The organism is Thermosyntropha lipolytica DSM 11003, from assembly GCF_900129805.1.
Taxonomy (GTDB): domain Bacteria; phylum Bacillota; class Syntrophomonadia; order Syntrophomonadales; family Syntrophomonadaceae; genus Thermosyntropha; species Thermosyntropha lipolytica.
Genome location: NZ_FQWY01000006.1, coordinates 48,280 through 74,291 on the forward strand (window position 1 = coordinate 48,280; position 26,012 = coordinate 74,291).

The 26,012-nt window shown below is 41.5% G+C and carries 30 protein-coding genes; all 30 read right to left on the reverse strand.

Annotated elements, in window-relative coordinates:
- Positions 1–4: 4 nt before the first annotated feature.
- Positions 5–808 (reverse strand): phosphatidate cytidylyltransferase, encoded by an 804-nt coding sequence (locus BUB92_RS02530; RefSeq protein WP_073089580.1) that lies wholly within the window; start codon positions 806–808, stop codon positions 5–7.
- Positions 801–1,568, reverse strand: a complete 768-nt coding sequence (locus BUB92_RS02535) for an isoprenyl transferase (protein ID WP_073089581.1) — start codon at positions 1,566–1,568, stop codon at positions 801–803. Before BUB92_RS02535 ends, BUB92_RS02530 begins: the two co-directional genes overlap by 8 nt.
- A gap of 98 nt (positions 1,569–1,666) precedes the next feature.
- Positions 1,667–2,224 (reverse strand): ribosome recycling factor, encoded by a 558-nt coding sequence (gene frr, locus BUB92_RS02540; protein ID WP_073089583.1) that lies wholly within the window; start codon positions 2,222–2,224, stop codon positions 1,667–1,669.
- Positions 2,225–2,228: 4 nt separating this feature from the next.
- The gene (gene pyrH, locus BUB92_RS02545; protein WP_073089585.1) at positions 2,229–2,945 is read right to left on the reverse strand and encodes a UMP kinase; all 717 of its coding nucleotides are present in this window, start codon (positions 2,943–2,945) and stop codon (positions 2,229–2,231) included.
- A 47-nt stretch (positions 2,946–2,992) separates the two neighbouring features.
- Positions 2,993–3,646 carry a translation elongation factor Ts gene (gene tsf, locus BUB92_RS02550; RefSeq protein ID WP_278280487.1) on the reverse strand — a complete coding sequence of 218 codons (654 nt, stop codon included), beginning with the start codon at positions 3,644–3,646 and terminating at the stop codon, positions 2,993–2,995.
- A gap of 87 nt (positions 3,647–3,733) precedes the next feature.
- Entirely contained in the window at positions 3,734–4,432 is a 699-nt protein-coding gene (rpsB, locus tag BUB92_RS02555) for a 30S ribosomal protein S2 (protein WP_073089587.1), read from the reverse strand.
- Between the two features lie 237 nt (positions 4,433–4,669).
- A complete protein-coding gene (locus BUB92_RS02560; protein WP_143156846.1) occupies positions 4,670–5,404 on the reverse strand; it encodes a translation initiation factor IF-2 N-terminal domain-containing protein in 735 nt (244 codons plus the stop codon).
- Positions 5,405–5,408: 4 nt separating this feature from the next.
- Positions 5,409–5,708, reverse strand: coding sequence for a hypothetical protein (locus BUB92_RS02565; RefSeq protein WP_073089590.1), 300 nt, complete (start codon positions 5,706–5,708; stop codon positions 5,409–5,411).
- Positions 5,709–5,725: 17 nt separating this feature from the next.
- The gene (locus BUB92_RS02570; RefSeq protein WP_073089592.1) at positions 5,726–7,153 is read right to left on the reverse strand and encodes a DUF342 domain-containing protein; all 1,428 of its coding nucleotides are present in this window, start codon (positions 7,151–7,153) and stop codon (positions 5,726–5,728) included.
- A 22-nt stretch (positions 7,154–7,175) separates the two neighbouring features.
- Positions 7,176–7,952, reverse strand: coding sequence for a FliA/WhiG family RNA polymerase sigma factor (locus tag BUB92_RS02575; protein ID WP_073089594.1), 777 nt, complete (start codon positions 7,950–7,952; stop codon positions 7,176–7,178).
- Positions 7,953–8,438 (reverse strand): chemotaxis protein CheD, encoded by a 486-nt coding sequence (locus BUB92_RS02580; RefSeq protein ID WP_073089596.1) that lies wholly within the window; start codon positions 8,436–8,438, stop codon positions 7,953–7,955.
- The gene (locus tag BUB92_RS02585) at positions 8,438–9,064 is read right to left on the reverse strand and encodes a chemotaxis protein CheC (RefSeq protein WP_073089598.1); all 627 of its coding nucleotides are present in this window, start codon (positions 9,062–9,064) and stop codon (positions 8,438–8,440) included. The genes BUB92_RS02580 and BUB92_RS02585 overlap by 1 nt, the downstream gene beginning before the upstream one ends.
- Before the next feature lie 22 nt (positions 9,065–9,086).
- On the reverse strand, positions 9,087–9,554 hold the full coding sequence (locus BUB92_RS02590; RefSeq protein WP_073089599.1) for a chemotaxis protein CheW: 468 nt from the start codon (positions 9,552–9,554) through the stop codon (positions 9,087–9,089).
- 12 nt (positions 9,555–9,566) lie between these two features.
- Complete coding sequence (locus BUB92_RS02595; RefSeq protein ID WP_073089674.1) at positions 9,567–11,636, reverse strand: chemotaxis protein CheA; 2,070 nt, start codon at positions 11,634–11,636, stop codon at positions 9,567–9,569.
- A gap of 39 nt (positions 11,637–11,675) precedes the next feature.
- Positions 11,676–12,749: a protein-glutamate methylesterase/protein-glutamine glutaminase gene (locus BUB92_RS02600; RefSeq protein WP_073089601.1), complete on the reverse strand. Its 1,074-nt coding sequence runs from the start codon at positions 12,747–12,749 to the stop codon at positions 11,676–11,678.
- Between the two features lie 5 nt (positions 12,750–12,754).
- Complete coding sequence (locus BUB92_RS02605) at positions 12,755–13,408, reverse strand: flagellar brake protein (protein WP_073089603.1); 654 nt, start codon at positions 13,406–13,408, stop codon at positions 12,755–12,757.
- A 7-nt stretch (positions 13,409–13,415) separates the two neighbouring features.
- The gene (locus BUB92_RS02610; RefSeq protein ID WP_073089605.1) at positions 13,416–14,330 is read right to left on the reverse strand and encodes a MinD/ParA family protein; all 915 of its coding nucleotides are present in this window, start codon (positions 14,328–14,330) and stop codon (positions 13,416–13,418) included.
- The gene (gene flhF, locus BUB92_RS02615; RefSeq protein WP_073089607.1) at positions 14,327–15,493 is read right to left on the reverse strand and encodes a flagellar biosynthesis GTPase FlhF; all 1,167 of its coding nucleotides are present in this window, start codon (positions 15,491–15,493) and stop codon (positions 14,327–14,329) included. Before flhF ends, BUB92_RS02610 begins: the two co-directional genes overlap by 4 nt.
- Positions 15,490–17,553 carry a flagellar biosynthesis protein FlhA gene (flhA, locus tag BUB92_RS02620; RefSeq protein WP_073089609.1) on the reverse strand — a complete coding sequence of 688 codons (2,064 nt, stop codon included), beginning with the start codon at positions 17,551–17,553 and terminating at the stop codon, positions 15,490–15,492. The genes flhF and flhA overlap by 4 nt, the downstream gene beginning before the upstream one ends.
- Positions 17,554–17,579: 26 nt before the next feature.
- On the reverse strand, positions 17,580–18,683 hold the full coding sequence (flhB, locus tag BUB92_RS02625) for a flagellar biosynthesis protein FlhB (RefSeq protein ID WP_073089611.1): 1,104 nt from the start codon (positions 18,681–18,683) through the stop codon (positions 17,580–17,582).
- Positions 18,684–18,685: 2 nt separating this feature from the next.
- Entirely contained in the window at positions 18,686–19,450 is a 765-nt protein-coding gene (fliR, locus tag BUB92_RS02630; protein WP_073089613.1) for a flagellar biosynthetic protein FliR, read from the reverse strand.
- A gap of 15 nt (positions 19,451–19,465) precedes the next feature.
- Complete coding sequence (gene fliQ, locus BUB92_RS02635) at positions 19,466–19,738, reverse strand: flagellar biosynthesis protein FliQ (RefSeq protein WP_073089615.1); 273 nt, start codon at positions 19,736–19,738, stop codon at positions 19,466–19,468.
- A gap of 12 nt (positions 19,739–19,750) precedes the next feature.
- Positions 19,751–20,527: a flagellar type III secretion system pore protein FliP gene (gene fliP / locus BUB92_RS02640; protein ID WP_073089676.1), complete on the reverse strand. Its 777-nt coding sequence runs from the start codon at positions 20,525–20,527 to the stop codon at positions 19,751–19,753.
- A complete protein-coding gene (locus BUB92_RS02645) occupies positions 20,520–21,116 on the reverse strand; it encodes a FliO/MopB family protein (RefSeq protein ID WP_242938981.1) in 597 nt (198 codons plus the stop codon). The genes fliP and BUB92_RS02645 overlap by 8 nt, the downstream gene beginning before the upstream one ends.
- Positions 21,117–21,181: 65 nt before the next feature.
- Positions 21,182–21,544: a response regulator gene (locus BUB92_RS02650; protein ID WP_073089618.1), complete on the reverse strand. Its 363-nt coding sequence runs from the start codon at positions 21,542–21,544 to the stop codon at positions 21,182–21,184.
- A gap of 19 nt (positions 21,545–21,563) precedes the next feature.
- Complete coding sequence (fliY, locus tag BUB92_RS02655; protein ID WP_341372067.1) at positions 21,564–22,760, reverse strand: flagellar motor switch phosphatase FliY; 1,197 nt, start codon at positions 22,758–22,760, stop codon at positions 21,564–21,566.
- A complete protein-coding gene (fliM, locus tag BUB92_RS02660; protein WP_073089621.1) occupies positions 22,750–23,742 on the reverse strand; it encodes a flagellar motor switch protein FliM in 993 nt (330 codons plus the stop codon). Before fliM ends, fliY begins: the two co-directional genes overlap by 11 nt.
- A gap of 29 nt (positions 23,743–23,771) precedes the next feature.
- Complete coding sequence (locus BUB92_RS02665; protein ID WP_073089623.1) at positions 23,772–24,248, reverse strand: flagellar basal body-associated FliL family protein; 477 nt, start codon at positions 24,246–24,248, stop codon at positions 23,772–23,774.
- A gap of 17 nt (positions 24,249–24,265) precedes the next feature.
- Complete coding sequence (locus BUB92_RS02670; RefSeq protein WP_073089625.1) at positions 24,266–24,460, reverse strand: flagellar FlbD family protein; 195 nt, start codon at positions 24,458–24,460, stop codon at positions 24,266–24,268.
- A gap of 57 nt (positions 24,461–24,517) precedes the next feature.
- Entirely contained in the window at positions 24,518–25,945 is a 1,428-nt protein-coding gene (locus tag BUB92_RS02675; protein ID WP_073089678.1) for a flagellar hook protein FlgE, read from the reverse strand.
- Positions 25,946–26,012 lie beyond the last annotated feature (67 nt).

The following is a 26,012-nucleotide window of genomic DNA, read 5'->3' on the forward strand; positions in this document are numbered from 1 at the left end:
CCCCTCACTTTCCCTGTAGCACCCAAAAAGCAAAGAAATAATAAACTACCGGCAAAACCAGCATAAAACTATCAAATCGGTCCAGGACTCCACCATGTCCGGGAATAATATGGCCGGCATCTTTTACGCCAAAATACCTCTTTATGCTCGAAGCAAAAAGGTCTCCCAGCTGCGCCATAATGCTGGCTAAAAATCCCAGAACCAGAACATATCCATAATGCCAGCTGTAGTAAGGAGTAAGTTTAGAAAATACCCAGGCAGCCAAAACACATAAAAATACCCCTCCTGCAGCTCCTTCCCAGGTTTTCTTCGGACTCAAAACCGGTGTCATCTTATGTTTTCCCCATCTTTTTCCAAATATGTACCCGCCAATATCTGTGCACCAGGTTAAAACAAAAGTTAAAAGCATTATGATAAAACTATGTTCAAAATGATGCCCTATTTTTAAAGCATAGCCCAATAAAATTCCTATATAGATAGCCCCCCAAAAACTTAAGGCGGCATCATCAAATTTAATCCGGGGAAAAGCGATTACACTCAATATAATAGTTATTATCAGCACCAGAGTAAGGGAAAATATCATATCCCCATAGTCCATCTTACTCTGCCAGAAGCAAATTAACATTAATAAATAACCAGGTATCCACAAGGGCTTTAACCCTTTCTCCTTCATCATCCGGTATATCTCAAAAAGCCCTATAATCCCGATAAAGAGGAAAAAAATTTCCCACCATATCCCGCCCAGATAAAGAACCCCTATTATAAGGGGGATGCCAATAACCGCACTTATTACCCTTTCCTTAAGCATTCTCTTCACCTTTTTCCTTTATAATTAATCCTCCAAATCTTCTCTCTCTCCTGCTATAATCATCTATAGCTTTTAATAAGTCTTCTTCCGTAAAATCAGGCCATAATTTATCTGTTATCCATATTTCCGAATAAGCAATCTGCCATAATAAAAAATTGCTTACCCGCATTTCTCCCGCCGTGCGTATCACCAGATCAGGATCAGGCATGCCTCGAGTAAATAAAAAGTCAGCAAATAGCCTTTCATCAATATCCTCAGGAGATATCTTGCCTTCTTTAACCAGTCTCCCTATTTCCCTGACGGCTTTTATTATCTCCAGCCGCGCTCCATAGTTGAGAGCAATATTAAAAATCATTCCGCTGTTACCTGCTGTCAAATGCAGGGCTTTTTTAATCGCCATCTGACATTCGAAAGGAAGCTGCAAGTAATCCCCCAGTACATTAATACGAATATTCTGCTCATGTAATTCAGCCAATTCTTTATTTACAAATTCCACCAGTAATTTCATTAAATAATCTACTTCCTCACCTGGCCTTTTCCAGTTTTCCGTAGAGAAGGCATAAACTGTTAATATCGGTATATTAAATTTTACACATGCCTTTACTACTCGTTTTAAGGCAGCCATACCGGCTCTATGCCCCATAGTACGGGGCATCAGCCTTTTTTTAGCCCAGCGTCCGTTTCCATCCATAATTATAGCAATATGATAAGGTATTTTATCAGGCACTTTTACGGTTTTATTCTCTCTGGGTACTGCCATTATCTATCTTCCCTCATTTCAAATTATAAAACCCCCGTTACACTGGGGGTTTATCATTATTATAGCCTTATTTATATTTTAAGCAAACTACTTATTATTTAAACTTCCATTATATCCTTTTCTTTGGCCTGTAATATAAGATCAATCTCTTTTACATATTTATCGGTAAGCTTCTGAATATCATCAACCGCTTTTTTAGCTTCATCTTCGGAAACGAGCTTTTCTTTTTCTTTTCCCTTTATCTCATCATTGGCTTCCCGTCTGATATTACGTACCGCAACCTTGGCATCTTCAGCCCTTTTCTTGGCTACTTTAACTAATTCCTTTCGCCTCTCTTCCGTAAGCTGGGGAATAGCTACTCTTACCACATTGCCATCATTAGTAGGGGTAACGCCCAGGTCAGATTTCATAATCGCCTTTTCTATCTCCGGAATAACACTTTTGTCCCAAGGCTGAATTACTAAAAGCCTGGCTTCAGGTACGGTAATATTAGCCAATTGATTTATGGGAGTAGGTGTACCATAATAATTAACCATAACCTTATCCAGCATAGCCGGATTAGCCCTTCCCGCCCGCAAAGAGGCCAAATCCTGCTTCAGGTGTTCAATTGCTTTTTTCATTCTTTGCTCGGCATCATTAATGATATCTTTTATCATAACCTTACCTCCCAACATACGTACCTATCTCTTCGCCCATCACTGCCCTTAAAATATTCCCGTTTTTGGTTAAATCAAAAACTATGATAGGGATCTTATTATCCATGCACAGTGAAGTGGCTGTAGAGTCCATAACCCCCAACCCTTTGTTTAAAACTTCAATATACTCTAAATCAGTAAATTTCTTGGCATTGGGGTTCTTAAGGGGATCAGAATCATATACCCCATCAACCTTTTTCGCCATTAAAATAACTTCGGCTTCTATTTCGGCAGAACGTAAAGCAGCTGCGGTATCAGTAGAAAAATAAGGATTACCTGTTCCGGCGGCAAATATAACTACCCTTCCTTTTTCTAAATGGCGAATAGCCCTGCGTCTTATATAAGGCTCAGCAATTTCTTTCATTTCAATAGCTGACATAACCCTGGTTTCTATGCCTAATTTCTCCAGAGCATCCTGCAAAGCCAGGGCATTTATAACCGTTGCCAGCATTCCCATATAATCTGCCGTAGCCCTATCCATACCGCGAGCACTTCCCGCTACGCCGCGCCAGATATTGCCTCCGCCCACTACAATAGCTACTTCTACACCTAACTTTACTACTTCCACTACCTGTTTGGCAATAGAATTTATTATTTCATGACTTATTCCGTATCCTTGATCCCCAGCTAAAGCTTCTCCACTTAATTTCAAAACTACTCTTTTATATTTAGGCTTTTGCAAGAGATTACCTCCCAGGCATTTTTAATTATTATTATTTATTATATTATCTATTCACCCTTAATCTGTGCCATTACCTCAGCCGCAAAGTTGGTTTCTTCTTTTTGTATGCCTTCACCTACTTCATAGCGCACAAATCTTCTTATGTTTATATTTTCTCCGATTTTAGCAATATGTTCATGTACCAATTCCTGCACAGTTTTATCGGGATCTTTTATAAACGGCTGTTCCAAAAGGCACTTTTCTTTAAAGAACTTTTCTAAACGTCCCTCAATCATTTTTTCAATAACCTTTTCCGGCTTACCTTCCTCTAGAGCTTGAGCGCGCAAAATCTCTTTCTCATGGTTTATTACTTCTTCCGGAACTTCTTCACGTCTTACATATTCCGGACTGGAAGCTGCTATCTGCATAGCGATGTCATGTACCAGACTCTTAAATTCATCCGTCTTGGCCACAAAATCTGTTTCGCAGTTTACTTCTACTAAAACCCCTATTCTTCCTCCCCCATGAATATAAGAAGCTACTATGCCTTCACTGGCAATCCGGCCTGCTTTTTTAGCTGCTTTAGCCAAACCTTTGGTTCTAAGTTCATCAATCGCCTTTTCTATATCACCATTAGTCGCCATCAAGGCCTTTTTGCAGTCCATCATACCTGCGCCTGTTCTTTCTCGCAGTTCTTTCACCATTGCTGCTGTTATTTCCACTCTTATTTACCTCCTAGCCAAATAAAATTATTCGTAAGAAAAGGGGTGCATAAGATAAAACCTACTCACCCCTTTAAAAGCCAAAAGCTAAGCCATAACTTGTTCTCCCTGCTTGGCTTCCAGAACGGCATCGGCAATTTTGGAAGTAATAAGCTTAACCGCTCTGATAGCATCATCATTACCAGGAATTACATAGTCTACTTCATCAGGATCACAATTGGTATCCACAATAGCCACTACCGGTATACCGAGTTTACGGGCTTCCGCTACGGCAATTTTTTCCTTGCGCGGATCAACAACAAAAAGAGCCCCCGGCAGTTTGTCCATATTTTTGATACCACCTAAAAACCTTTCTAATCTTTCTCTTTCCTTTAATAATTTGGCAACTTCTTTTTTGGTCAGGACTTCAAAAGCGCCTTCTTCTTCCATGCGCTCTAAGTCTTTAAGACGCTGAACCCTTTTTTGAATAGTCTTAAAATTGGTAAGCATACCGCCCAGCCAGCGCTGATTGACATAGTACATGCCACAGCGTTCCGCTTCTTCTTTAACACTTTCCTGGGCCTGCTTCTTGGTGCCGACAAAAAGAATCGACTTGCCTTCAGCAACTACACTTTTAACAAATTCATAAGCCTCATCGAATTTTTTAACTGTTTGCTGAAGATCAATAATATAAATGCCATTTCTCTCCATATAAATATATGGAGCCATTTTAGGGTTCCATCTGCGCGTCTGGTGTCCAAAATGAACTCCTGCCTCCAGGAGCTGTTTCATGCTAATTACTGACACCGACCGCACCTCCTCTCTTTTTGTTTTTGTCCTCCGCACAAATCATCCTTCCTGAAGACTTCGAGCGAAGCACCCTTCAGCAAGTCATCGGCGTGTGTAATACCAAGAGATAATATACCACAAGCCTTCCGCCATTTGCAATATAAAAGCACCTTATTTTGACTTTTTTTCTACTAATAATATACCCCTAAAGGCTAGGCTTAAAACAAAAGGTGAAGCTTTAAATTAAGCTCCACCTCAAATAGCCCTATTTTTGTAGGCTAAATTTAAGAGAATCTGAACTTCGCCCTGGCCTCGGCCCAGAAACTTGGCTATTTCTTTTATAGTATAGCCCCTTTCGTACAATGCGCGTACAGCCATATAAGGATGAGCGTTTTTAATATCCTCTAATATATCATCTATATCATCTTTTTCGGATAGATAATCTTTTCTATCAACGGTATCAGTATTTTCATTGTTATCAAACTGGGATATGGTGTTATATTCTTTGTTTTTTATATTGTCAGATGGAGGATTCCCCACCTCGATTGCTTTTATTTTATCTAGTAAGGCCACATCCAGTGTATTTAGCTGACTATTCACTTTATACCCCATCTGGCGTAATATAGTTATTAACACTTTGCTATCCATGCCTAAATATTTAGCTGCCTGATATACCCTTATTTTCTTCTTATTAGCTATATTTTCTCCATTTTCTAATACATAACTTTTTTCCAGTTTATCATGCTGGTCTATAAGTTCCTCCTGATAGTTTATTTTTTCGTGTAGTTCATTATTTATCCTTGCCGCTATTTTTACTGCATTATCTAACAAAAAATTCAAATCTTCCTTTACCTTCTTGGCATCATTAAGGGTAGCCTCTAGGTCTCTAGCATAGTTTTCCAGAAAATTTTTTTGCCGGCTTAAGCTTATAAAAGCTAAAACTAGTAAAAGTAACGCTAGCGAAAGTATGAATGTAGTTATAACCGCCACCACCTTATATTTTAATATCTATGCTGCTCCCTCTATCATCCCCGGGATAATCTTTATCGCCCTTTTCTTTTTTCACCTCTTTTTTCCTTCTTCGTTTATCTCTTTCTTCATTATTGTTTACTATCTTTTTTTCCCCCGGCAAAGTTTGATTTACGGTTTTGCTGTAGCGGACAGTATCCTGGCTTATCATATTTATAAAATCCTGCTGCCGATTATTGGCTGCTGACTGCTCCGCTTGCTTTATCTTGGCTACTTCACCTATTTTCTGCACCAGGACCTGCATATCAATACTCCTTATGGTCATAATATCATCCCCTCTTCCTAACTAAGCGGAGCTATCCTTACTTCCCCTTCTTCCAGCACAAAAGCTGAGTATTTTATAGGATTATCTACAATATATATCGACTGCCCTAGAATGATGCGGACACCTGGATATACAACCTCCCATACCTTTACCTTGGCCTCGGTAATCTTCTGCATCTCCTCACTTAGAAAATTAAGCCTCTCTTCCATTTCGGCAATTTCTTTGCGCAGTTTTTTAAACTCATCTAATAATTTCATCAGCATAATCCTGCGCTTAGGATCTAATTTTTCCGGCGCTATATTAGCTTTTTGTATGATCTGCAGATTATGTGCTATATTTTCCAAAGTATTTTTTTTGGAAGGTAGGTTCTTAAAAATCTTTTGATATTCTTCCCTATACTGAGGATTAACCCCTACTTCAATTACCGTCGGCGTAGCCAGCTGTGATCCTATGAACTTGGCTTCCACTTCCTGACAGGCCTGAACCTTTCCTCCAATTATAGAAGCCCTCCTATCTGTTACCCTTACACTTCCTCCTGCTCTTACTGTTGACTGGATTATAGCTTCGCGGATTATTATGTCGTTTTCGGCTTCTACCCTGGAATTTTCAATAAATCTGGCATATATATTACCACCTGCTTTTACCAGGCCGCGCTGGCCGGTTACAATACCGCCTTTTACTACGACATTGCCTCCCGCAACTACTTCTGCTCCTTCGATAAAACCTTTAACTTCAATATCCCCGGCAGCATATACCTTAAAACCGGTATTGACATTGCCATTTATCACTACACTTCCTACAAAATCTATGTTGCCAGTAGAATAATCTATATCTCCATTGACCTGAAAAACCGGAGAAACCGTAACCTTGTTATCAATAATGGTAACATTGCCATCTATAGCGGCAAAAAGCCGCAAGTTTTCCTCATCGGCAATAGTATTCTTGCCCCGCGGCAGCATCACATCTTTTCCTCTTTTAGGAGGAATATCCCTGCCAGTTATATCTTTGCCTGCTACCCCTTCAGTGGCAGGAATCTTTTCCGCTAAAAAATCTCCCATTTTTACATTATGTATAAGTCCCAGGTCATAATAATCGGCTCGGCCTTTTTCATCAATTCTAGGTCCTACCCTATCTTGCGGCAGGGGAAAATGGTATACAATCCTTGCATTCTCCCCATCCCGGGCTGCTTCACCCTGAGCGATCAGGATTCTTTTTCCCCAGTTTTCAGGCTCTAAGGCTTTTTGCAAATTTTCTTCCTTAATGCCATAGACTATATTTTTCCTGGCTAATAATTCCTTTACCTTTTCCAGCGTACAAGGTTTGCCCTTGCCTACAGGTGGGGTTACCTGCAAAAAGGCCTGCAGTTTATCTTTAGTTATAAAAACTTCGGCCTCTCCATCTTTGTCAATTTCAGCATTTATCTGGTTTTCCATGTTTTCAGGCATAAACTCATCCCCCCACCCTCACCTATATTATCTGTTGCTTTTTCTTGCCCAGACTCCCTCTCAATCTCAATATAGCTTTGGTATGCAGCTGCGATATGCGGGATTCAGAAAGATTTAAAACTGCTCCTATTTCTTTTAAAGTCAAACCTTCATAATAATAGAGATAGATAACTAATTTTTCTTTTTCCGGCAATTTGGCTATCGCCCTTGCCAGTATCTCTTTCGTTTCCGTAAGTTCAAGGATTTCTAGGGCATTTATGCTGTCTCCATCTTCAATAATATCAGCCCATCTCTTTTTCTTTTCTTCTCCTTCTTCACCCGCATAAAAATCCTCTAATGATATTATCGTCGTAACTGCTACTTCTCTTAATATTTTATTAAGCTTTTCCAGGTCTATGCCCATTTCCTCGGCTACTTCTTCATCGCTAGCTGCCCGGCCCAGTTTAGCCTCCAGCCTGCTGTACACTTTTTCCAGCTCCTTGCTCTTTTGCCTTATGGAAACCGGAACCCAGTCCATAGATCTTAAGCCGTCGATTATAGCTCCTCTTATGCGGGTAATGGCATAAGTTTCAAACTTGATGTTGCGCTGGTGATCAAATTTTTCTACCGCATCAATTAAACCTTCCACCCCATAAGAATAAAGCTCATCAACCTCTACGGCTGAAGATAGATTTATAGCCAGCCGGTTAGCTACATACTTTACCAAACCTGCATAGTGCAAAATAAGCTCTTCCCTGGCCTTTTCATCCCCTTGTTCCTTATACCGCATCCAGAGCTGGTTCACATAATCGGGGTTCATTTAAATTATTCTCTCCCCATGTCCAATAGTCCGCACCAATAAATCCCCGGTAGCGGGATCATAGGTTATAGTACGCCCATAATTGCCTCCTACATCCTTGGCCAGTATCTTGATACCGTACTTTTGCAGATATTCTTCGACGGCGGCAGCATTGCGCTGCCCTATTTTCATTATATCACTCTCACCGGAAAACTTGAACATCTGAGCTCCTCCGGCAAATTTAGCCTCTAAACGGGTAATATCAGCACCATTGCGCTTCATCTCTTCTACCAGCAGTTCTATAGCTGTATCCGCAAATTTAGCTTTATTATCCGCATTGCGTGCCTGTGTGCTTAAAGGCAGCATTATATGGGCTAACGCGCCCAGCTGTTTACTTTTATCCCGCACACATATCCCTATACAGGAACCTAATCCTGCAGTCATAAGCTTATCTGGAGCTTTGGCCAATTTGAGATCTGCCATCCCTACCTGGATAATCTTGCCCATCACATGCTCACCCCAAGTGCTTTTAGTATAGTGTCAAGCGCTCCAGGCTCAGGAAGCAGAATAAAATGGCCTACCAGATCTACCGCTTCTTTTCTAAAATCGGTCTCTAAAACCAGAACATGATCAGCTACTTCGCCAAACTGAGCCAAAATCGCATCCATAACGGCCCCTGCCATATCTATTCCCAGAGCCGGAACCGAAGGCAAAAGCTTTAGGCCAGTAAAAGCTGCCAAAGCATTAAGATAAGTTGCCGAAATTATGTTACCTAGCTCCATCATCGCCGACATTTCCATATCGCCAAAATTATCCATATTCGTAGTACCTAAAGGCTTAAACATCAGCATATCAACCAGCAAACAAGCTTTCTCTACCGGTATAATAAAAAGGATGCTGGCTGGGGCCGAGCCTTCCACCCGTAGATAAATACCTACTACATGCTTATCTGCTCCCCCCACCAGGTCGGGAACCTCGGAAAAAAGCATTATCCTGGCCTGAGGCACACTCATATCAATCTTGGCATTTATCATCTGGGCCAGAGCAGTTGCTGCATTGCCGGCTCCGATATTCCCAATCTCTCTTAACGCATCCAGCTGCAAACCGGATAATTTGCTGAAATCATCTACCATCCATATTTCACCACCTAAAAAATTAAGCTCCCAGAATCTTCGCTATGTCAAGCAGTATCAAAAGCCGGTTATCTACCTTGGCTATGCCTTTTATATGATCAGTATCGATAGAGCTGTAAACCCTGGAGGTTTCTTCTATATCCCCCTTATTCAGCCTTAAAACCTCAGAGACCTCATCTACGATTATGCCGGCTTTGGTATCATCAAACTGAAATACTATAATCCTCTTATCTTCCTCATCGCCTACCGCTTCAATATTAAAACGGGTGTGAAGATTTATTATGGGAATAATATTGCCCCGCAGATTTACTACCCCTTCAATATATTTAGCTGTCCTGGGCACACGGGTGATGTTCAGCAATCTATTAATTTCCTGCACACTTAAGACATCTACAGCATATTCTTCCCGTCCCAGCTTAAAGGCAACTACCTGAATTTCCTCATTTTCGCCATAAGCATTTTTTAAATCTAAACCCGCATTTATGTCCATAATCTCACCTCACTAAAATAATGTGGCCACATCTAAAATCAGCCTTACATTGCCATCACCAGCCACAATAGCCCCTGCGATTCCTGGTATTCCTGATAACAGCTTACCCAGCGATTTTATAACTATTTCCTGCTGTCCAATCAAGGTGTCAACTACCAGTCCTATCTGCCGCTCAGCCTTGCGCACAACTACTACATACATTTCATCTTCGCTAGAAGCTCCTCCCGGGGTTTCCAAAAGTTCAGCCAAGCGGAATATAGGAAGTATATTACCTCTTAACATCATTACTTCCTGGCCCTGGATAATTTTTATGTCATTCTTCGTTATCATGGTAGTTTCATCAACCGAACTTAAAGGTATAGCATATATCTCATCCCTTACCGCCACCATCAAAGCCTGTATAATCGCCAGGGTTAACGGTAGCTTGATTTTAAACTTGGTACCTTTATCAGGTTTAGTTTCCACAGCTATTTCTCCATTCAGAGATTCGATCTTGGTCTTGACTACATCCAGGCCTACCCCCCGTCCTGAAACATCAGTTACCGTTTTCGCCGTGCTGAAACCGGGATAGAAAAGCAGTTCAATAGCTTCATCCTTATCCATCTTTTCCGCTTCTTTTTCCGTTATAAGCCCTTTTTCGACAGCTTTTTTCTTTACCTTTTCAATATCAATACCTGCTCCATCATCTTCTACCTCGATATAGACATTATTTCCTTCATGTCTGGCTCTAAGCATTACTGTCCCTACTGCCGGTTTTCCTTTCTTTATACGCTCTTCTGCCGGCTCTAATCCATGATCTACGGCATTGCGCAGGAGATGTACCAGAGGATCGCCTATTTCATCTATAACCGTACGGTCAAGCTCGGTTTCTTTCCCTTCCATCAGGAAATCTACTTCTTTATTTAATTCCTTGGCCAGATCCCTTACCATGCGCGGGAAGCGGTTAAAGACCTGTTCAATGGGAACCATGCGTACTTTCATAACTACTGACTGCAGGTCAGCTGTTACCCGGTCAATCTGCTCAATAGTTTCATTGAGCTCCACCAGCTTGGTATTGGCCCCAATCTGTTCCAGCCGACCTTTGTGCATTACCAGTTCGCCTACTAAATTCATCAAATTGTCTAAACGTTCAATATCTACACGCACGGTCTGCCTTACTTTATGCACCTGCTTCTTTTGGTCACCGCTGGAAACAGCCCCCTTTTCACCCAGTTCAGCTTTTTTCTCCATTTCCGATTCCGCTGAGGTCTGCATTGCCATTTTTTCCTCACCGGTAGAAACAGAAACGGTAGCAATTTCTATGTTTTCTATTTCGGCTATTTTTACCTCGGAAATTTTGTTTACATTTTGCACCAGCTTTTCTTTATCCGCCGATGTTATAACAAAAACCTCAAAACCTTCTTCAAACTTGCCTTCTTCCAGTTCCTGAGCAGGAGGAATAGATTTTATAACTTCTCCTTCTTCTTCCAAAGCCTTAAAAACCATAAAAGCCCGCACTGATTTCATAAGACAGCCGGGATCAACCTGTATTCTTATATAATATATCTTCATTCCCCTGCTGCTGGCTTCCCGCAAAACAGTTATATCATAATCATTGAAGGCAAATCTCTTGCTCTTATCCTCTTTGGGGGTTAATACCGCCTCTTTCTCTTCGTCTGCCGGCAGCCTTATCTCTTTTTCCAATGCAGATGCCACTTCCAGAGAGCCGGATTTGACATTTTCCAGAACAGAAATAAGATCGCTGTTATCCATTATTCCCGATCCTGTAGTTTCAATCTGTTCTACGATAAGCTGAATGCGATCCAGGCATTTAAAAAGGATATCTACTATATCAGAACTTACTTCGATTTTACCTTCTTTTAAGTCAGAAAGGACATTTTCCATATGATGAGTAAGATCAGCTAGGTCTTCAAACCCCATGGTAGAAGACATGCCTTTCAAGGTGTGAGCAGCCCGGAAAATTTCATTTAGAGCCCCTATATCATTACGGTTTTTTTCTAATTGCAAAAGTTTCTGATTTAAATTTTCCAGGTGTTCTTTGCTCTCTTCCAGAAATACATCCAGATACTGAGACATATCCATATTCACACTTATCACCCCTTAAAAATAATTAAAACCTTCTTAAAGCATTTTAACTATCTCTTCGCTTATATGGTAAAGTGGTACTATCTTATCAACTTTTCCGGTTTCCACTGCTGCTTTGGGCATACCATAAACTATACAGGTTGATTCATGTTCGGCAATTATTTTGCCTCCCTTTTCTTTTATCAAAGGCAGTCCTGCTGCCCCATCATGCCCCATACCGGTCATAATAACCGCCACAATATGTCCCCAGTAATTTCTAGCTACTGATTCCAGGGTCACATCAACAGCAGGCCTTAAGCCTCCGCGGGGGGGAATATTCCTGTCAGTAACGATAAAAAGCTCTCTATTCCCTCCACTTCCCCTGGCCTCTACACAAAGATGATGGTCTCCCGGCGCTATATAAGCACAACCCGGCACAATTTTTTCTCCCGCTTCTGCCTCTTTCACCTTGATTTCCGATACCGCATCCAGTCTTTCCGCCAGCGACCTGGTAAACCCGGGGGGCATATGCTGCACTATCAAGATGCCGGCATCAATAGAGGCAGGAAGTTTGGGAATAACCTGATGCAGGGCCTTAGGCCCTCCGGTAGAAGTCCCAATTATTACTAGTTTATGCAAGCTTTTGCTATAATCAGTTAACTTATCTTTCGAGAAAAAACCTTTTCTTTCCGGTGCCTGTATTATATTATTCAAATTCGCCAGATTTTTCTTAGTCCCTGCCGCAATTTTTATTTTTCTGACAATATCCTCTCTTACTTTATTGATATCCAGAGATATTTGCCCCGAAGGCTTGGTAACAAAATCTACTGCCCCTAACTGTAGAGCTTTTAAAGTCTGTTCTGCTCCACTTTTGGTTACACTGCTCAGCATAACTACCGGGGTAGGACATTCCTTCATTATCCTTTCTAAGGCTGTAAGCCCGTCTAAACCCGGCATTTCCACATCCATAGTTACAACATCAGGTTTAAGCTCTTTTACCTTGGCTACTGCCTCCAGGCCATCTCTGGCCTTATCCACAACTTCCAGATCTGGTTCATTGTTTATTATGTCCGAGATTACCTTGCGCATAAAAGCAGAATCATCTACTACCAGTACCCTGATTTTTTTCAAGCTCTTTACCTCCTCTTCTCAGTTAAGAGGCCCTTTTTAATCCATTCGCGCTGTTTTTCAAAAATAAAATTAAAGATTTGATCCCTCTGATTTTCCGTTATGTCTTTAAATTCTATCGCCACTTTATAACTGCTGGCTCCCCCTACCTCCGGGGGAATAACCCTTTTAACTTCTGCCTGGCATACGATTTTGGGTCTCTGGGGAAGGCAAATCTCTACTTCTAATGTCTGTCCCCGCTCCATTTTCGTTTGGGATAAGAAAAAGGCTCCTCCTCCACTTATATCCACCGTCATTCCGGATTCGAAATTCTGCCCCTGAGGAATAAGCCGATAATTTATAGGAATAGATGCCGGTATGCGGACATAAGCTCTTCTTTGAATCTTAACCAGCTTATCCGGTTTATTGACAATAAGTACCGGTATCGGCTCCCTCCTGCGGGCTACTATACTGGTATTAAAAGCATAAGATTCATCATCGCGGGTAAAACACACCTTTATTTTTTGTCCAATATGCATGGGAACCAGCTGACCTTTACGTATAGGAACTGCTAGGTGCAGATAATCACCATCTATTTCTTCCACTCGGCTCGCCAGATATTCTACCCCCTCTTCCAGCGGATACTCTATTTCTACCAGTTGATTCAGCCTTATATCCTCCATAAAGACTTTATTCCCCCTGTAATTTGCTAAAGTTTATAAGCTTTTTGAAAAAGTTTTTTATGCCTCCATATTTCTGTATTTCCCGCTTATCTCCGCCCACATCATTGCTCAGCAGCTTAGAGGATATATCATATATATTCCTGGCGGCCACGCTCTGAGGAAAAATATTCAAAAATGATGTTTGCCTTTTTATAGCCTCTTTGATTAAAGGTTCATTCACAACATAACCCAAAACCTTTATGTCCAGATTTAAAAATTTGTTACATACTAACCTGAATTTTTCCGCAAGCAGCACACCTTCATGATTATTTTCCACGCGGTTAACTATCAGGTATAAATTACCAGCAAAATGGTGCTGGCTCAATCCTTTTACTACTCCATAGGCATCGGTAATCGAAGTAGGCTCAGGGGTAGTAACCACCAGTACATCATCGGCTGCCAGCAAAAATGATAATACACTATCAGATATCCCGGCTCCGGTATCTATAATCATGAAATCATATTCCCCATCTAATGCGCCCAGCTCAACCAGTATCCTTTTTAATTGTTCGCGATGCAAATTAGCCAGTTCTGTAATGCCTGATCCTCCTGGTATAATGTCAATGCCGGTAGGATGAGACAGTATTATTTCCCGCAGCGATTTCTGGCCCTGTACGAAATGATAAATATTGTAAGCAGGGACAATCCCCAGCATAATATCTATATTAGCCAGGCCCATATCGGCATCCATCAAAATCACCTTTTTCCCCTGGGAAGACAAAGCTATAGACAGATTAAGAGCCAGAGTGCTTTTACCCGTTCCTCCTTTTCCGCTGCTTACGGCTATTACCCGGGTATGTTTTAGATTCATATATATTTCATTTTCAATCTGCTGTTTAACAGTTAAGGCTAATTCCCTGAGTCTATCGGCCTGGTCTTTCATAATGCTTCATCCTTTCCCAGAAGCATTTTGGCTAAATAAAGAGGATCCGGCACCTTTATGTCGTCAGGCACATTCTGTCCGTTAGTTATATAGGCAATAGGCTTTTTAATCTCATATATGGTATTCAAAATCTGCCCATAACTGCGGGCTTCATCTACTTTGGTAAATATTATCTTGTCTATATTAAAAAGGCTAAAACGATTGTAGATATTTACAAGCTCACTGCTCTGGGTAGTAACACTCAATACCAGAATAATCTCATCCGGAGCCGCAACTTCAATATATTCCTTTAATTCCGCCATTTGCTCGTCATTATAAGGGCTGCGCCCGGCCGTATCGATAAAGACCACATCTTTTTCCCGGTATTTTTCAATAGCTTCTTTAAGCTCGACTTGGTCAAAAACCACACTTATCGGAATACCTATAATTTCAGCAAAAGTACGCAGCTGTTCAGCTGCAGCCACCCGGTAGGTATCCAGGGTTATGAGTGCCACTTCCTTTTTATCCATAAAAGTAAGATTGGCAGCCAGTTTGGCAATGGTAGTAGTTTTACCTACCCCGGTCGGCCCGATAAGCATTACCACCGTTCCTTTGCGGCAAACATCTATTTCAATAGGCCTTATTTCCTTTACATATTCCTCCAGGGCATCCAATACCAAATCCCTTATCCACATTTTGTCATGCAGTTTATCCGGCGGCAAGCGGTTTTCCACTTTGTTTATAATATTTAGAGCAATATCCTTATCGATGTTATTCTCCAGGAGCATTCTAAAAAATCGCTGGATCTCTTCGGGCATTCCTCTTACTAATTCCACTTCATACATCTTGTTGCGGATTTCTTCCATCATCGACTTCATGGTATTGAGTTCCCTAAAAAGGCTTTCCCTCTCCTCCGGAGATTTTATCTGGTTTCCTGCCGAAACAGACTCTCTTTTTCCCGGTTCATAACTGGCAGCAAAGTTATCCCTTTTCTTATCGGTTCTTACTTTTATCGTTTCATCTACCGCTACGGTGATTTCTACCTGCGGCGGGGAAAATAAGCCGAAAATCCCTTTCTTTTTTACCTTTTCGGTATGCAGTATTATGGCATCAGGGCCCATTTCCGCCTTGGCCATTTTTAGTGCCGTTTGATAATCTTTGGCCAAAAACTTTTTTATCTTCATACTGCCACCATCCCCACCACTTCTATATTAACACTATTATCGATTTCATTATAAGAAAGAACGGTAAAATTATTTATAAATCTTTCCAGCATGCGCTTAAAATAAATTCTAAGTATAGGGGCACATATTAAAACCGGATTTAAACCATGTCTCATCATATCCTGATAATGCCTGTTTAATTCATCGATAAGCTTTTGCGCCAGTTCAGGCTCTAAAGCCAAATAAGAACCTAAATCGCTTTGCTGCAGTGATTCCCTCATCTTTTCTTCCAGAGCAGGATCGAGAGTAAGAACCTTTAGCACCCCATTTTCATCTACATACTGCCTTAATATCTGTCTTTTTAAAGCCTGCCGCACATATTCAGTTAAAATATCGGTATCCCGGCTGAATTTGGCATAATCAGCCAGGGTTTCCAGGATAGTAACCATATCCCTTATCGAAACCTGTTCTTTTAACAGATTCGCCAGTACCTTTTGCACTTCACCTATACTCATAAGGTCAGGTATCAGCTCTTCTACCACCGCCGGATTCTGCCCCTTTACAAAATCGATTATATTCTGCACTTCCTGTCTGCCCAAAAGCTCATGGGCATGGGCTTTTATAACTGAAGTAAGATGGGTAGCTAGGACTGAAGGAGGATCTACTACCGTATACCCCTTCATTTCTGCCTCTTCCTTATGTTCAGGAGCAATCCACTTAGCCGGCAACTTAAAAGCCGGTTCCAGGGTATCTATGCCCGGCAAATCCCTGTCATTTTCGATATCTGCCCCTATGGCCAGATAACTGTCCAGTATCAATTCTCCGCTGGCAATTTCCATTCCTTTAATCTTTATTACATAGGAGTTCGGCTTAAGCTGCATATTATCCCTTATGCGTATGGGAGGCACAATAAATCCCAGCTCCAGGGCGCACTGCCTTCTTATCATCACTATGCGCTCCAGGAGATCTCCTCCCTGTTCGGCATCGACTAGAGGAATCAGCCCATATCCTAATTCCATCTCCATCTTTTCTACCTGAAGAAGTTCCATAACATTTTCGGAACGTTTAATTTCTTCCGCTTCTTTAACTTCCTCTTTTTCCCCTTCCTCCCTTATTTCCGCTGTCGCAGTGCGGAAAGCAAAAAATAACAGGCCAAAAAGAAGAGCCAGTGAATACATAGGCATCTTAGGCAACCCGATGGTGCCTAAAACTGCCAGTATTAGGGCCGCTATTCCTAAAGCCTTGGGATGGCTGAAAAGCTGGGAAGTTACTTCTTTACCCAGGCTGAACTGGGAGGCACTTCTGGTAACTACAATACCGGTCGCGGTAGATATAAGTAAAGCAGGTATCTGGGTTACCAGCCCATCGCCTACCGTAAGGATGGTATAAGTCTGGATAGCCTTATCAAAGGTAAAACCTTTTTGGGCCAAACCTATAATAAGCCCGCCGATTATATTTATCAGGGTTATTATTATACCGGCAATAGCATCTCCTTTAACAAATTTGCTGGCTCCATCCATGGCTCCATAAAAATCAGCTTCTTTCTGGATCTTCTGTCTTCTCTCTCTGGCTCCCTGTTCATCAATAAGCCCGGCATTAAGATCAGCATCAATGGCCATCTGTTTTCCTGGCATAGCATCCAGAGTAAAGCGGGCAGCTACTTCCGCCACGCGTTCTGCTCCGCGGGTTATAACAATAAATTGAATTACTACCAGTATAAGAAAAATGACCAGCCCTACTACCATGTTGCCGCCTACCACAAAAGAGCCAAAAGTATAAATAACCTGCCCCGCCTCGGCATTGAGCAGAATTAAACGGGTAGAAGAAACATTAAGGGCCAGCCTGAATAAAGTCATAATCAAAAGTAAAGACGGGAAAACTGAAAATTCAAGAGGATCTGTATTAAACATGGCAACCATAAGTATTATAAGAGCAAAAGATATGTTAAAAGTAAGCAAAACATCAAGCAAAGACGGTTTCATGGGAATAAGCATCATTAAAACGATGCTTACCACCAATACAGCTATTACCGCATCACTGCGTTCCTGTAAAAAACCTATCCAACCTGCTCTTGCTTCCATAAAAGCAAATCCTCCAAAGTATCAGGCTATACCACCTTTTTTTGTTTATATACGAAGGCAAGTATCTCGGCTACTGCTTGATACATTTCTTCGGGAATCTGTTGGCCTATATCTACAGTATAATATAAAGTACGGGCCAGAGGAGGATTTTCTACAACTGCTACATCATTTTGTCGAGCTATTTCCTTTATCTTTAAAGCCATAAAATCCTGCCCTTTAGCCACTACCATCGGAGCATCCATCTTTTCAGCTTCATACTTCAGAACTACCGCAAAATGAGTAGGGTTAGTTATAACCACATCGGCTTTGGGAACTTCAGCCATCATCCGCCGCATAGCCATTTCGCGCTGAATCTGTCTTTGCCTGGATTTTATCAGCGGGTCACCTTCGGTCTCTTTATATTCCTGTTTTATATCATATTTACTCATCTTAAGCGATTTTTCATATTCATACCGCTGATACAGGTAGTCTAAGATGCCAATTATTATAAAAGCTATCCCCACTTTAAGGGCAATTTCAAAAACTATACTGCGCATAGCCTTTATACAGGCTATAAGTTCCATATCGATCATGTGGGTAAACAGGGAAAAATCTTTTTTTATAACGGTGTAAACTATGTATCCGGTTACTAAAACTTTTAAAACTGATTTCAGAAGCTCCACCAAAGCCCGTTTGGAAAATATGCGCTTAAAACCTTCAACCGGATTTAGTCTTTCTAATTTGGGCCTAAGCGGTTCTCCGCTGAACACAAATCCTACCTGCAAATAAGTAATCAAGAGAGCAGCTAAAAAGGTAGCCAGAAAAACCGGCCCCACCATTTTGGCCATAACCCACAGAGTTTCCACGAAAAGCCTGTACGCATATAGAAAGGAAAATTCCTCCTGGCTTTTTTCCAGTATAAATACAGCCGTAAAAGCTTTAAAACTTTCCAGCATATAAGGGGAAATTATAAATAAAGCTACGGTACCTGCTACCAGTACCACAGCAGAATTTAAATCATTGCTTTTAAAAACCTGTCCTTTTTTGCGGGCTTCTTCCCGGCGCCTTGGTGTAGGCTGTTCTGTTTTTTCGCCGGTCTCGCCTTCAGCAAAAAGCTGGAGATCAAATCCCCAAATTTTTTCTTCCTGCATATCTACAACCCCATCGCGCGCATAACACTATCTAAATAAGCAAAAAATCTGGCAAACAATACCCCATAAATCCATATATAAAGAGGGAGTAAAATTAAAAGGGTAAACAATCCCAGCAGTATCTTTAACGGCAAACCAACAATAAACACATTCATCTGCGGTACCGTCCTGGCTACGAAGCCCATAGCCACATCAGCGGTAAGCAGAGCAGCCAGAAAAGGAAGCGCAATCTTTACCCCGATAACAAACATATAAACACTTATTTCTAGGAGCAGTTCCCATAAACCAGCATTAAAGCGGAAACCTAATACCGGGATCAGTTGATAACTCTGAGCCAGAGCCTGTAACAAATAATGATGTCCGTCTATGCCTAGATATATTAATAAAGCAAGGGCCTGAGTCAAATTGCCCATTAAGGGAATCTGCGTACCTGTCTGGGGATCTACGACATTGACAATGCCAAAACCCATTTGCATATCCATAATCTGCCCGGCCAGCTGAATAGCAGCTAAAAATACATAGGCTACAAATCCCATAGTAAAGCCGATGGCTAATTCCATCACTAAAGCAGCTATCCAGTAGGCGGCATTCGGTATTATCAAAGCATACTTTACCGGAACAAAATAAGCCATAGTTGCTGCTAAAATTAATAGAACAAAAATTTTAACCCTTACCGGTATCTGCCGGCTGCTAAAAATAGGAGCTATCAGGAATAAACCTGATAATCTGGCTAATACTAATAAAAAACTTTCCAGAGGAAAAGCCATAATAACTCCTGCCTATTATAAAGAAATAAGTGTGGGTATAGCCGCCCAAAGATTATGAGCAAAGCTGGTTAAAATATTAAGCATCCAGGGACCAAACAATATAGTCACCAGAAATACCACTACTATCTTGGGTACAAAAACCAGAGTCATTTCCTGCATCTGGGTAGTAGCCTGCAGTATGCTTATAATTAAGCCGGTTAAAAGAGCTGCGCCCAGTATAGGAGCGGAAACTAAAAGGACAGTCACAACCGCCTGATGGGCAAGGCTCAGCACAACATCTTCGTACACCTTTTCGCCCCCTTACTTGAAACTCATAATAAGTGACTGAATAACCAGATTCCAGCCATCTACCAGCACAAAAAGCAATATCTTAAAAGGCAGAGAAATCATCATAGGAGGCAGCATCATCATTCCCATCGACATTAAAGCACTGGCTACGACCATATCGATTACTAAAAAAGGAATAAATATGATAAAACCTATCTGAAAAGCGGTTTTTAATTCGCTTATAACAAAAGCAGGTATAAGCACATAATTAGGTATATCATCGAAATTGCGCGGCCGCTCTATACCTGACATTTTTACAAAAAGAGCCAGGTCTTTTTCCCTGGTCTGTTTAAACATAAATTCCCGTAAAGGCTTGATACCTTTTGTAAAGGCCTCTTCCTGGGTTATTTCCCCTTGCAGATAAGGAGTTAAAGCTTCCTCATTTACCTCCCGGAAGGTAGGAGCCATAACAAAAAAAGTCAAGAAAAGAGCCAGCCCTATTAATACCTGATTAGGCGGCATCTGCTGCGTAGCTAGAGATGTACGCACAAAAGACAAAACCACTACAATCCTGGTAAAAGAAGTCATCAAAACTGCTATAGCCGGAGCTAAAGATAATACCGTAATTAATATTATTATCTGTAAAACCGCAGATAAATTTTGGGGATTATCATTCTCCCCGCCAATTTGCAGATTAACCTGGGGAATAGTTAAAGGCTCAGCTAAAGCAGAAGGAGCAAAAAATAAAACCCCTCCTATAATTAAAAACAAAACCAGCCCGAATAATCTAGCTTTAAGCGCCTTATTCATGGTTATCACTTCTTTTATAAATATCTCGTAAATCATCCTGCCCATAATTCTGGCTCAATTCCTGCATTTTTTTTATCTGTTCTCCCATCAAACGGGAAAAATTGCGTTCTGGTATTTTGGGGGTCCGCCTTTTAGCAAGCAGGTTATTTATCCCTTTTTTAATCTGGGTATAAATATCATCTACACTATTATTAGACGATAATCCATAAGCCGTCTGGCTAACTTCTTCCCAAATTTTGGGATTATCGACCTCAAAAAGCAAATTTATGCTGTGGTCAGTTACCCCCAGGGCATAAAGTTTTTCGCCTATTTCACATAGCACAATCCCTCTATTCTGGCCTAAAACTACCTGATCTACTACATTAATCCAGGTCCCCTGGGTTTTCACATTCATTTGCCGGTTAAATATATAAAGAACCGACCAGGCTGCTCCGATAATAAGGCCTAAAGCTATTATCAGCTTTAAAAAGCTAACCCATAAACTGGGGCCTTTAACCGAAACCTGATTCTGCTTATCAAGCTCCTGGTTTAATTTTTCCATATCAGCCGCCCCGGCCTGGGCAGTCAAAACCAGCAGCAAAATCAACACTCCGGCCAAAATCAAATATTTCCTATGTTTAAAAGGCAACATCTTATCCACATCCAGGCAGCAAGTTAGTCAATAGCTTTGCTTACTGCTTCCAATACCCTTTCCGGCTGAAAAGGCTTAACTATAAAATCCCGGGCTCCGGCTTGAATAGCATCGATAACCATTGACTGCTGGCCCATAGCACTGCACATAATTATCCTGGCATTGGGATCAATAGCCTTTATGGCTTTAACGGCAGTTATACCATCCATTTCCGGCATAGTTATATCCATAGTAACCAAATCTGGTTTCAGCTCCTGATATTTTTCTACTGCTACCTGCCCATTTTCCGCTTCGCCTACTACTTCATATCCGTTTTTGGTTAAAATGTCCTTAATCATCATCCTCATAAATGCTGCATCATCAACTATAAGAATCCTCTTACCCATGTTTTTCCTCCCCATCTTATTATTGTAATTTGCTCATCCTATCCATAGGACTTATTATCGTTGTAATCCTTATGCCATAATTTTCATCTATAACTACTACCTCACCTTTGGCAATAAGTTTGCCGTTTACCAGCAGGTCTACCGGCTCACCTGCCATTTTATCAAGCTGAATTATCGAACCCTGCCCTAATTCTAAAACTTCCCTGATCGTTTTTCTAGTTTTACCTAGCTCGACCGTAACCTCTAAAGGTACATCCATGATCAGGTTTATATTGTTAGGCATCTGGCCAGTATAGCTCTCCCGCAGAGGAGCAAACTGAGCTGGTTGTACCACAACCCCTCCCCCTCTTTTTACTCCTGAGGGAATATCTGCATATAGAGGATCACTCCATACTTCCTGGCCCGGCGGAGGAGGTGGAGGTGGAGGTGATTTAGCTGCAGCTGCAGGTTCAGGCTCAGAGTAGACGGTATCCCGCACCTGTTCCTGCACCGCCTTAGGTGCAGTTTCTTCCATTTCCAAAACTGCAGCGGCTGAAGATTCTTCAACCGTCCCTCCCATTAACATATTAACCATATTTCTGGCTGCTTCCAAGGGAATTATCTGGATAATTTCACTGTCTACCAGATCTTCTATCTCCATTTTAAATTTTATAGCCACGATTTCTTCATAATCAGCTGATAATTCCAGGTTCTCCTTGCCAAAGTCCATAATCATTAATTTAGGAGGGGCTATATCAATCCGAGTATTGAACATAGAAGACAGGCTGGTAGTAGCTGAACCCATCATCTGGTTCATGGCCTCTCCCACCGCACTGAGACGCAGTTCATCCAGGCTGTGATCAGCTACCTGCCCCGTCCCTCCCATCATCAAATCAGCAATAACGGCAGCATCTTCCTGTTTTATAGTAAGTATATTCGTACCGCTTAATCCTTCCGTATATCTTACTTCCGCTACGACATAAGGCAAAGGATAGTCAGACTGTAATTTTTCCCGGGAAGTAACCATAACATGGGGAGTAGTTATGGATACCCTTTTTCTAAGCAGGGTAGAAAGGGTAGTGGCAGCTGTCCCCATAGTTATATTTCCAATTTCGCCCAGAGCGTCTTTTTCAAAGTTGCTGAGTTTTACATCTTCTTGCGCATTATTTTGCATTAAATTTCCGCTCAGCAGAGCATCTATTTCCTCCTGGGACAAAACCCCATCATTATTCATCATCAGTTCCCTCCTTTACTACCTGGGAAACCTGGATAGCATAGCGGTTGTTATAGGTTCCTGGCTTGCCCAAAAACTTGGTATGTTGCCCGATAATAACTTCCAGGTCGTCATTTATACTCCTTTCCAGAGGTATCACATCACCCGGAGCAAGTTCGAGAAGATCTTTAACGGTAATAACTGCTCTTCCCAGAACTACTCTTACCAGTACCTGGGTACGCTCCAGCTTATTTTTAATAAGCTCGGTATTTTCCTTGGAGAACTTCTGAGCGGAAGAGGCATAGTAATAATGAACACTAAGCTTATCCACTACCGGCTCTAATACGAGAAAAGGTATGCATATATTTATAAGTCCCAAAACGTCAGCCATCTTGGTTTCCAGTGATACCACCATTACTATTTCACTGGGGGAAACCAGCTGGGTAAACTGGGGATTAGTTTCAATCCTCTCTACAGAAGGCTCCATCTCGATTATACTGCTCCAGGGCTCCTGCAGATAATCCAGCATCTTCTGGGCCAGTCTTTCCATTACCGTTTGTTCTATTTCTGTTAAAGGCCTGGTCTTTTCTGGAACTGTTCCCGGTCCTCCCAGAAGCCGGTCTAAAAAAGCAAAGCCGAGCTTCGGGTTTATCTCCATAATCGAACTGCCTTCTAGAGGATATAAAGAAAAAATATTGAGTATAGTAGGATTAGGTATGGAACGCATGAATTCATCATAAGTAGTCTGTTCAACTGACAGCAGCTCAATCTGCACCGGCGATCTGAGCTGAGCCGACAAAAAAGTGCTGAGCGAACGGGCGTAGTTCTCATAGATTACCTGCAGGGTATGTATCTGATCCTTGGAAAATTTGTTGGGACGCCTGAAATCATAAACCCGTACTTTTTTCTTGCTTTCTTCTTTCTTCAGCTCCTCAGCATTTACCGCCCCGCTTGTTAAGGCTGCCAGCAGCTGATCAATTTCACTTTGGGATAGAATTTCACTCATACTGTTTATCCCCTTCTCTATCGAAACACTTACTGCATGATAAAGCTGGTAAAATAGACTTCTTTGATCATTTCCTTACCTAATCTCTTATTAAGCTTATTCTTTATTTCCTGTTTCAATTCCTCCCGGTACCGTATATCCATATCTGCAGGCGTCTTAGAAGATAAAATACCAAGCACCGTATCCTTCATGATAGGCATATATTCCTTAAGTTCTTCTTCTTTTTTCTTTTCTCCTGCTAATTCTACATATATTTCCACTTTTACAAACCGGGAGCCGGTCGGATCATTGAGGTTAGTCGTAAATTCTCCGATAGAGACTATAGTTCCTGCTGATTTTTCTTTTTTTACTTCTTTTTTTTCTTCCGGCATAAAAGGAGCCATCAGGCTTTTTAGCATAAAGTAGGAAGCTCCCATAGCTACCAGAAATATCAAGAGCCCTACCAGCACGATTTTAAAATCAAATCCCGCTTTTTCTTTAACTTCTGGGTTTTTTTCGTCGGCCAAAAAATTTCACCCCTTGTTTATTCCTTGAGATTTAAAAAAACCTCTTTCTTAAATTTTATAATCTCTTTGCGTATTTCTGCCATAGTTTCTTTTACCACAAATTTGCGCCCGGTGGTCAAGGTTATAACCGTATCCGGGGTCTCTTCCATAAATTCTATCAAATCCAGATTAACTGCTATTTTCCCACCATTAAGACGGGTAAGATAAATCATAAAACCACCTCATAACATCAGGCTTGAAGGGAACAGCCCCTTCAAGCCATACCCTTGCTAGCGTTTAAGGTTTACCAACTCCTGCAGCATTTCATCCGAAGTAGTTATAATGCGTGAATTAGCCTGAAATCCTCTCTGGGTGACTATCATTTCCGTAAATTCCTCCGATAAATCTACATTAGACATCTCCAGGCTTCCAGGAAGAATACCTCCCATCCCCTGATCACCAGGAGCCCCTACCAGGGGGTCTCCCGAGTTATTGGAAACCTGATACAGGTTACTTCCTGCCTGCAATAGCCCTGCCGGGTTCTGGAAATTAGCCAGGGCCACCCTTGCCAGGTTGCGGGTTTCTCCATTATCATAAACCCCGGAAATAGTCCCATCTATCCCGATGGTAAAGCTCACCAGATTGCCCATACTGTATCCATTCTGATGTTCCGCCCAGGCGGTAGACTTCGACTCCCACTGGGTAAGGCGGCTGAAATCAACTTTAAAGTTAATATCAGCAGCTCCGTTAGTCATAACTGCCGTCAAAGGCTGTACAGGAGGGAAAGTGTAACCAGTTATCCCTGTTATTTGATATTTTTTACCTCCTACTTCTACCCTGGTAGGATAATTACCATCGGCATCAAAAATGATTACGTTTTCTATGGTTTGGGTAGTAGTCAAATCTCCCGGTCCTCCTCCCGAAGGAGCAGGAAATTCAGGATCAAAAGAGACATCACAGTTCCATTTGTTTATTTTTATCTGGGTAGTCTGAGTATTTCCTGTATCATCAACATAGCTTACATCTGCTGTTTGATTCTCTTCTACCTTGTAAAACCGGAAATACAAAGTATGCTTATTCCCCAGCGAATCATAAATCTCTTTCGAAGTTATGACTACATCATCCGGAGCAGTAGCTGGATTAGTGACTATATTAAGATTAGAATTGAGATTGCCCGAAAATTTAACTTCGGTGGTAGCATTTGGCTCTATCGTCTTAAAACCTGATATATCTATGGGCTGAGTAGCTTTCACGGTATCTATTTTCCAGTTGCCACTAGCATCAAACTGCGTCTTATCAGCCATCCAGCCATGTACCCGGTAGCCGTTAGATGTATTAACCAGATTACCCATCTTGTCAAAATCAAAATTACCAGCCCGGGTATAGAATAACTGGCCTCCATTGTCCAGTATAAAATAACCATTTCCATCTATGGCCATATCTGTAATCTTATTGGTCGTAGCTGCTGGAGCCGGGGTATGAATCTGGTCAATACTGCTCAAGGTCATACCCAAACCTATCCCCATAGGGTTAGTTCCTCCCCGGGCATCCGTGGGCCGGGAAGCCCCTCTTATCGCCTGATAAAGAGTATCTTTGAAAACTACCCGGCTTTTCTTATAGCCAGTAGTATTGACATTGGCAATATTATTGCCTATAACATCCATTCTCGTCTGGTGATTCTTAAGTCCGGAAACACCAGCATACATGGAACGCATCATAAAGCAAACGACCTCCTTTAGAGCTTTTACCCTGCTTATAAGGAAAATAACTACTCTTGGCAGCTGG

Excerpts from the sequence above, each read along its gene's own strand:
- BUB92_RS02530 (WP_073089580.1), bottom strand. The coding sequence starts at position 808 with ATGCTTAAGGAAAGGGTAATAAGTGCGGTTATTGGCATCCCCCTTATA.
- BUB92_RS02535 (WP_073089581.1), bottom strand. The coding sequence starts at position 1,568 with ATGGCAGTACCCAGAGAGAATAAAACCGTAAAAGTGCCTGATAAAATA.
- frr (WP_073089583.1), bottom strand. The coding sequence starts at position 2,224 with ATGATAAAAGATATCATTAATGATGCCGAGCAAAGAATGAAAAAAGCA.
- BUB92_RS02565 (WP_073089590.1), bottom strand. The coding sequence starts at position 5,708 with ATGACCATAAGGAGTATTGATATGCAGGTCCTGGTGCAGAAAATAGGT.
- BUB92_RS02570 (WP_073089592.1), bottom strand. The coding sequence starts at position 7,153 with ATGCCTGAAAACATGGAAAACCAGATAAATGCTGAAATTGACAAAGAT.
- BUB92_RS02575 (WP_073089594.1), bottom strand. The coding sequence starts at position 7,952 with ATGAACCCCGATTATGTGAACCAGCTCTGGATGCGGTATAAGGAACAA.
- BUB92_RS02580 (WP_073089596.1), bottom strand. The coding sequence starts at position 8,438 with ATGGGCAAGATTATCCAGGTAGGGATGGCAGATCTCAAATTGGCCAAA.
- BUB92_RS02585 (WP_073089598.1), bottom strand. The coding sequence starts at position 9,064 with ATGGTAGATGATTTCAGCAAATTATCCGGTTTGCAGCTGGATGCGTTA.
- BUB92_RS02590 (WP_073089599.1), bottom strand. The coding sequence starts at position 9,554 with ATGGACATAAATGCGGGTTTAGATTTAAAAAATGCTTATGGCGAAAAT.
- BUB92_RS02595 (WP_073089674.1), bottom strand. The coding sequence starts at position 11,636 with ATGGATATGTCTCAGTATCTGGATGTATTTCTGGAAGAGAGCAAAGAA.
- BUB92_RS02605 (WP_073089603.1), bottom strand. The coding sequence starts at position 13,408 with ATGGAGGATATAAGGCTGAATCAACTGGTAGAAATAGAGTATCCGCTG.
- BUB92_RS02610 (WP_073089605.1), bottom strand. The coding sequence starts at position 14,330 with ATGAAAGACCAGGCCGATAGACTCAGGGAATTAGCCTTAACTGTTAAA.
- flhF (WP_073089607.1), bottom strand. The coding sequence starts at position 15,493 with ATGAAGATAAAAAAGTTTTTGGCCAAAGATTATCAAACGGCACTAAAA.
- flhA (WP_073089609.1), bottom strand. The coding sequence starts at position 17,553 with ATGGAAGCAAGAGCAGGTTGGATAGGTTTTTTACAGGAACGCAGTGAT.
- flhB (WP_073089611.1), bottom strand. The coding sequence starts at position 18,683 with ATGCAGGAAGAAAAAATTTGGGGATTTGATCTCCAGCTTTTTGCTGAA.
- fliR (WP_073089613.1), bottom strand. The coding sequence starts at position 19,450 with ATGGCTTTTCCTCTGGAAAGTTTTTTATTAGTATTAGCCAGATTATCA.
- fliP (WP_073089676.1), bottom strand. The coding sequence starts at position 20,527 with ATGAATAAGGCGCTTAAAGCTAGATTATTCGGGCTGGTTTTGTTTTTA.
- BUB92_RS02650 (WP_073089618.1), bottom strand. The coding sequence starts at position 21,544 with ATGGGTAAGAGGATTCTTATAGTTGATGATGCAGCATTTATGAGGATG.
- fliY (WP_341372067.1), bottom strand. The coding sequence starts at position 22,760 with ATGATGAATAATGATGGGGTTTTGTCCCAGGAGGAAATAGATGCTCTG.
- fliM (WP_073089621.1), bottom strand. The coding sequence starts at position 23,742 with ATGAGTGAAATTCTATCCCAAAGTGAAATTGATCAGCTGCTGGCAGCC.
- BUB92_RS02670 (WP_073089625.1), bottom strand. The coding sequence starts at position 24,460 with ATGATTTATCTTACCCGTCTTAATGGTGGGAAAATAGCAGTTAATCTG.
- BUB92_RS02675 (WP_073089678.1), bottom strand. The coding sequence starts at position 25,945 with ATGATGCGTTCCATGTATGCTGGTGTTTCCGGACTTAAGAATCACCAG.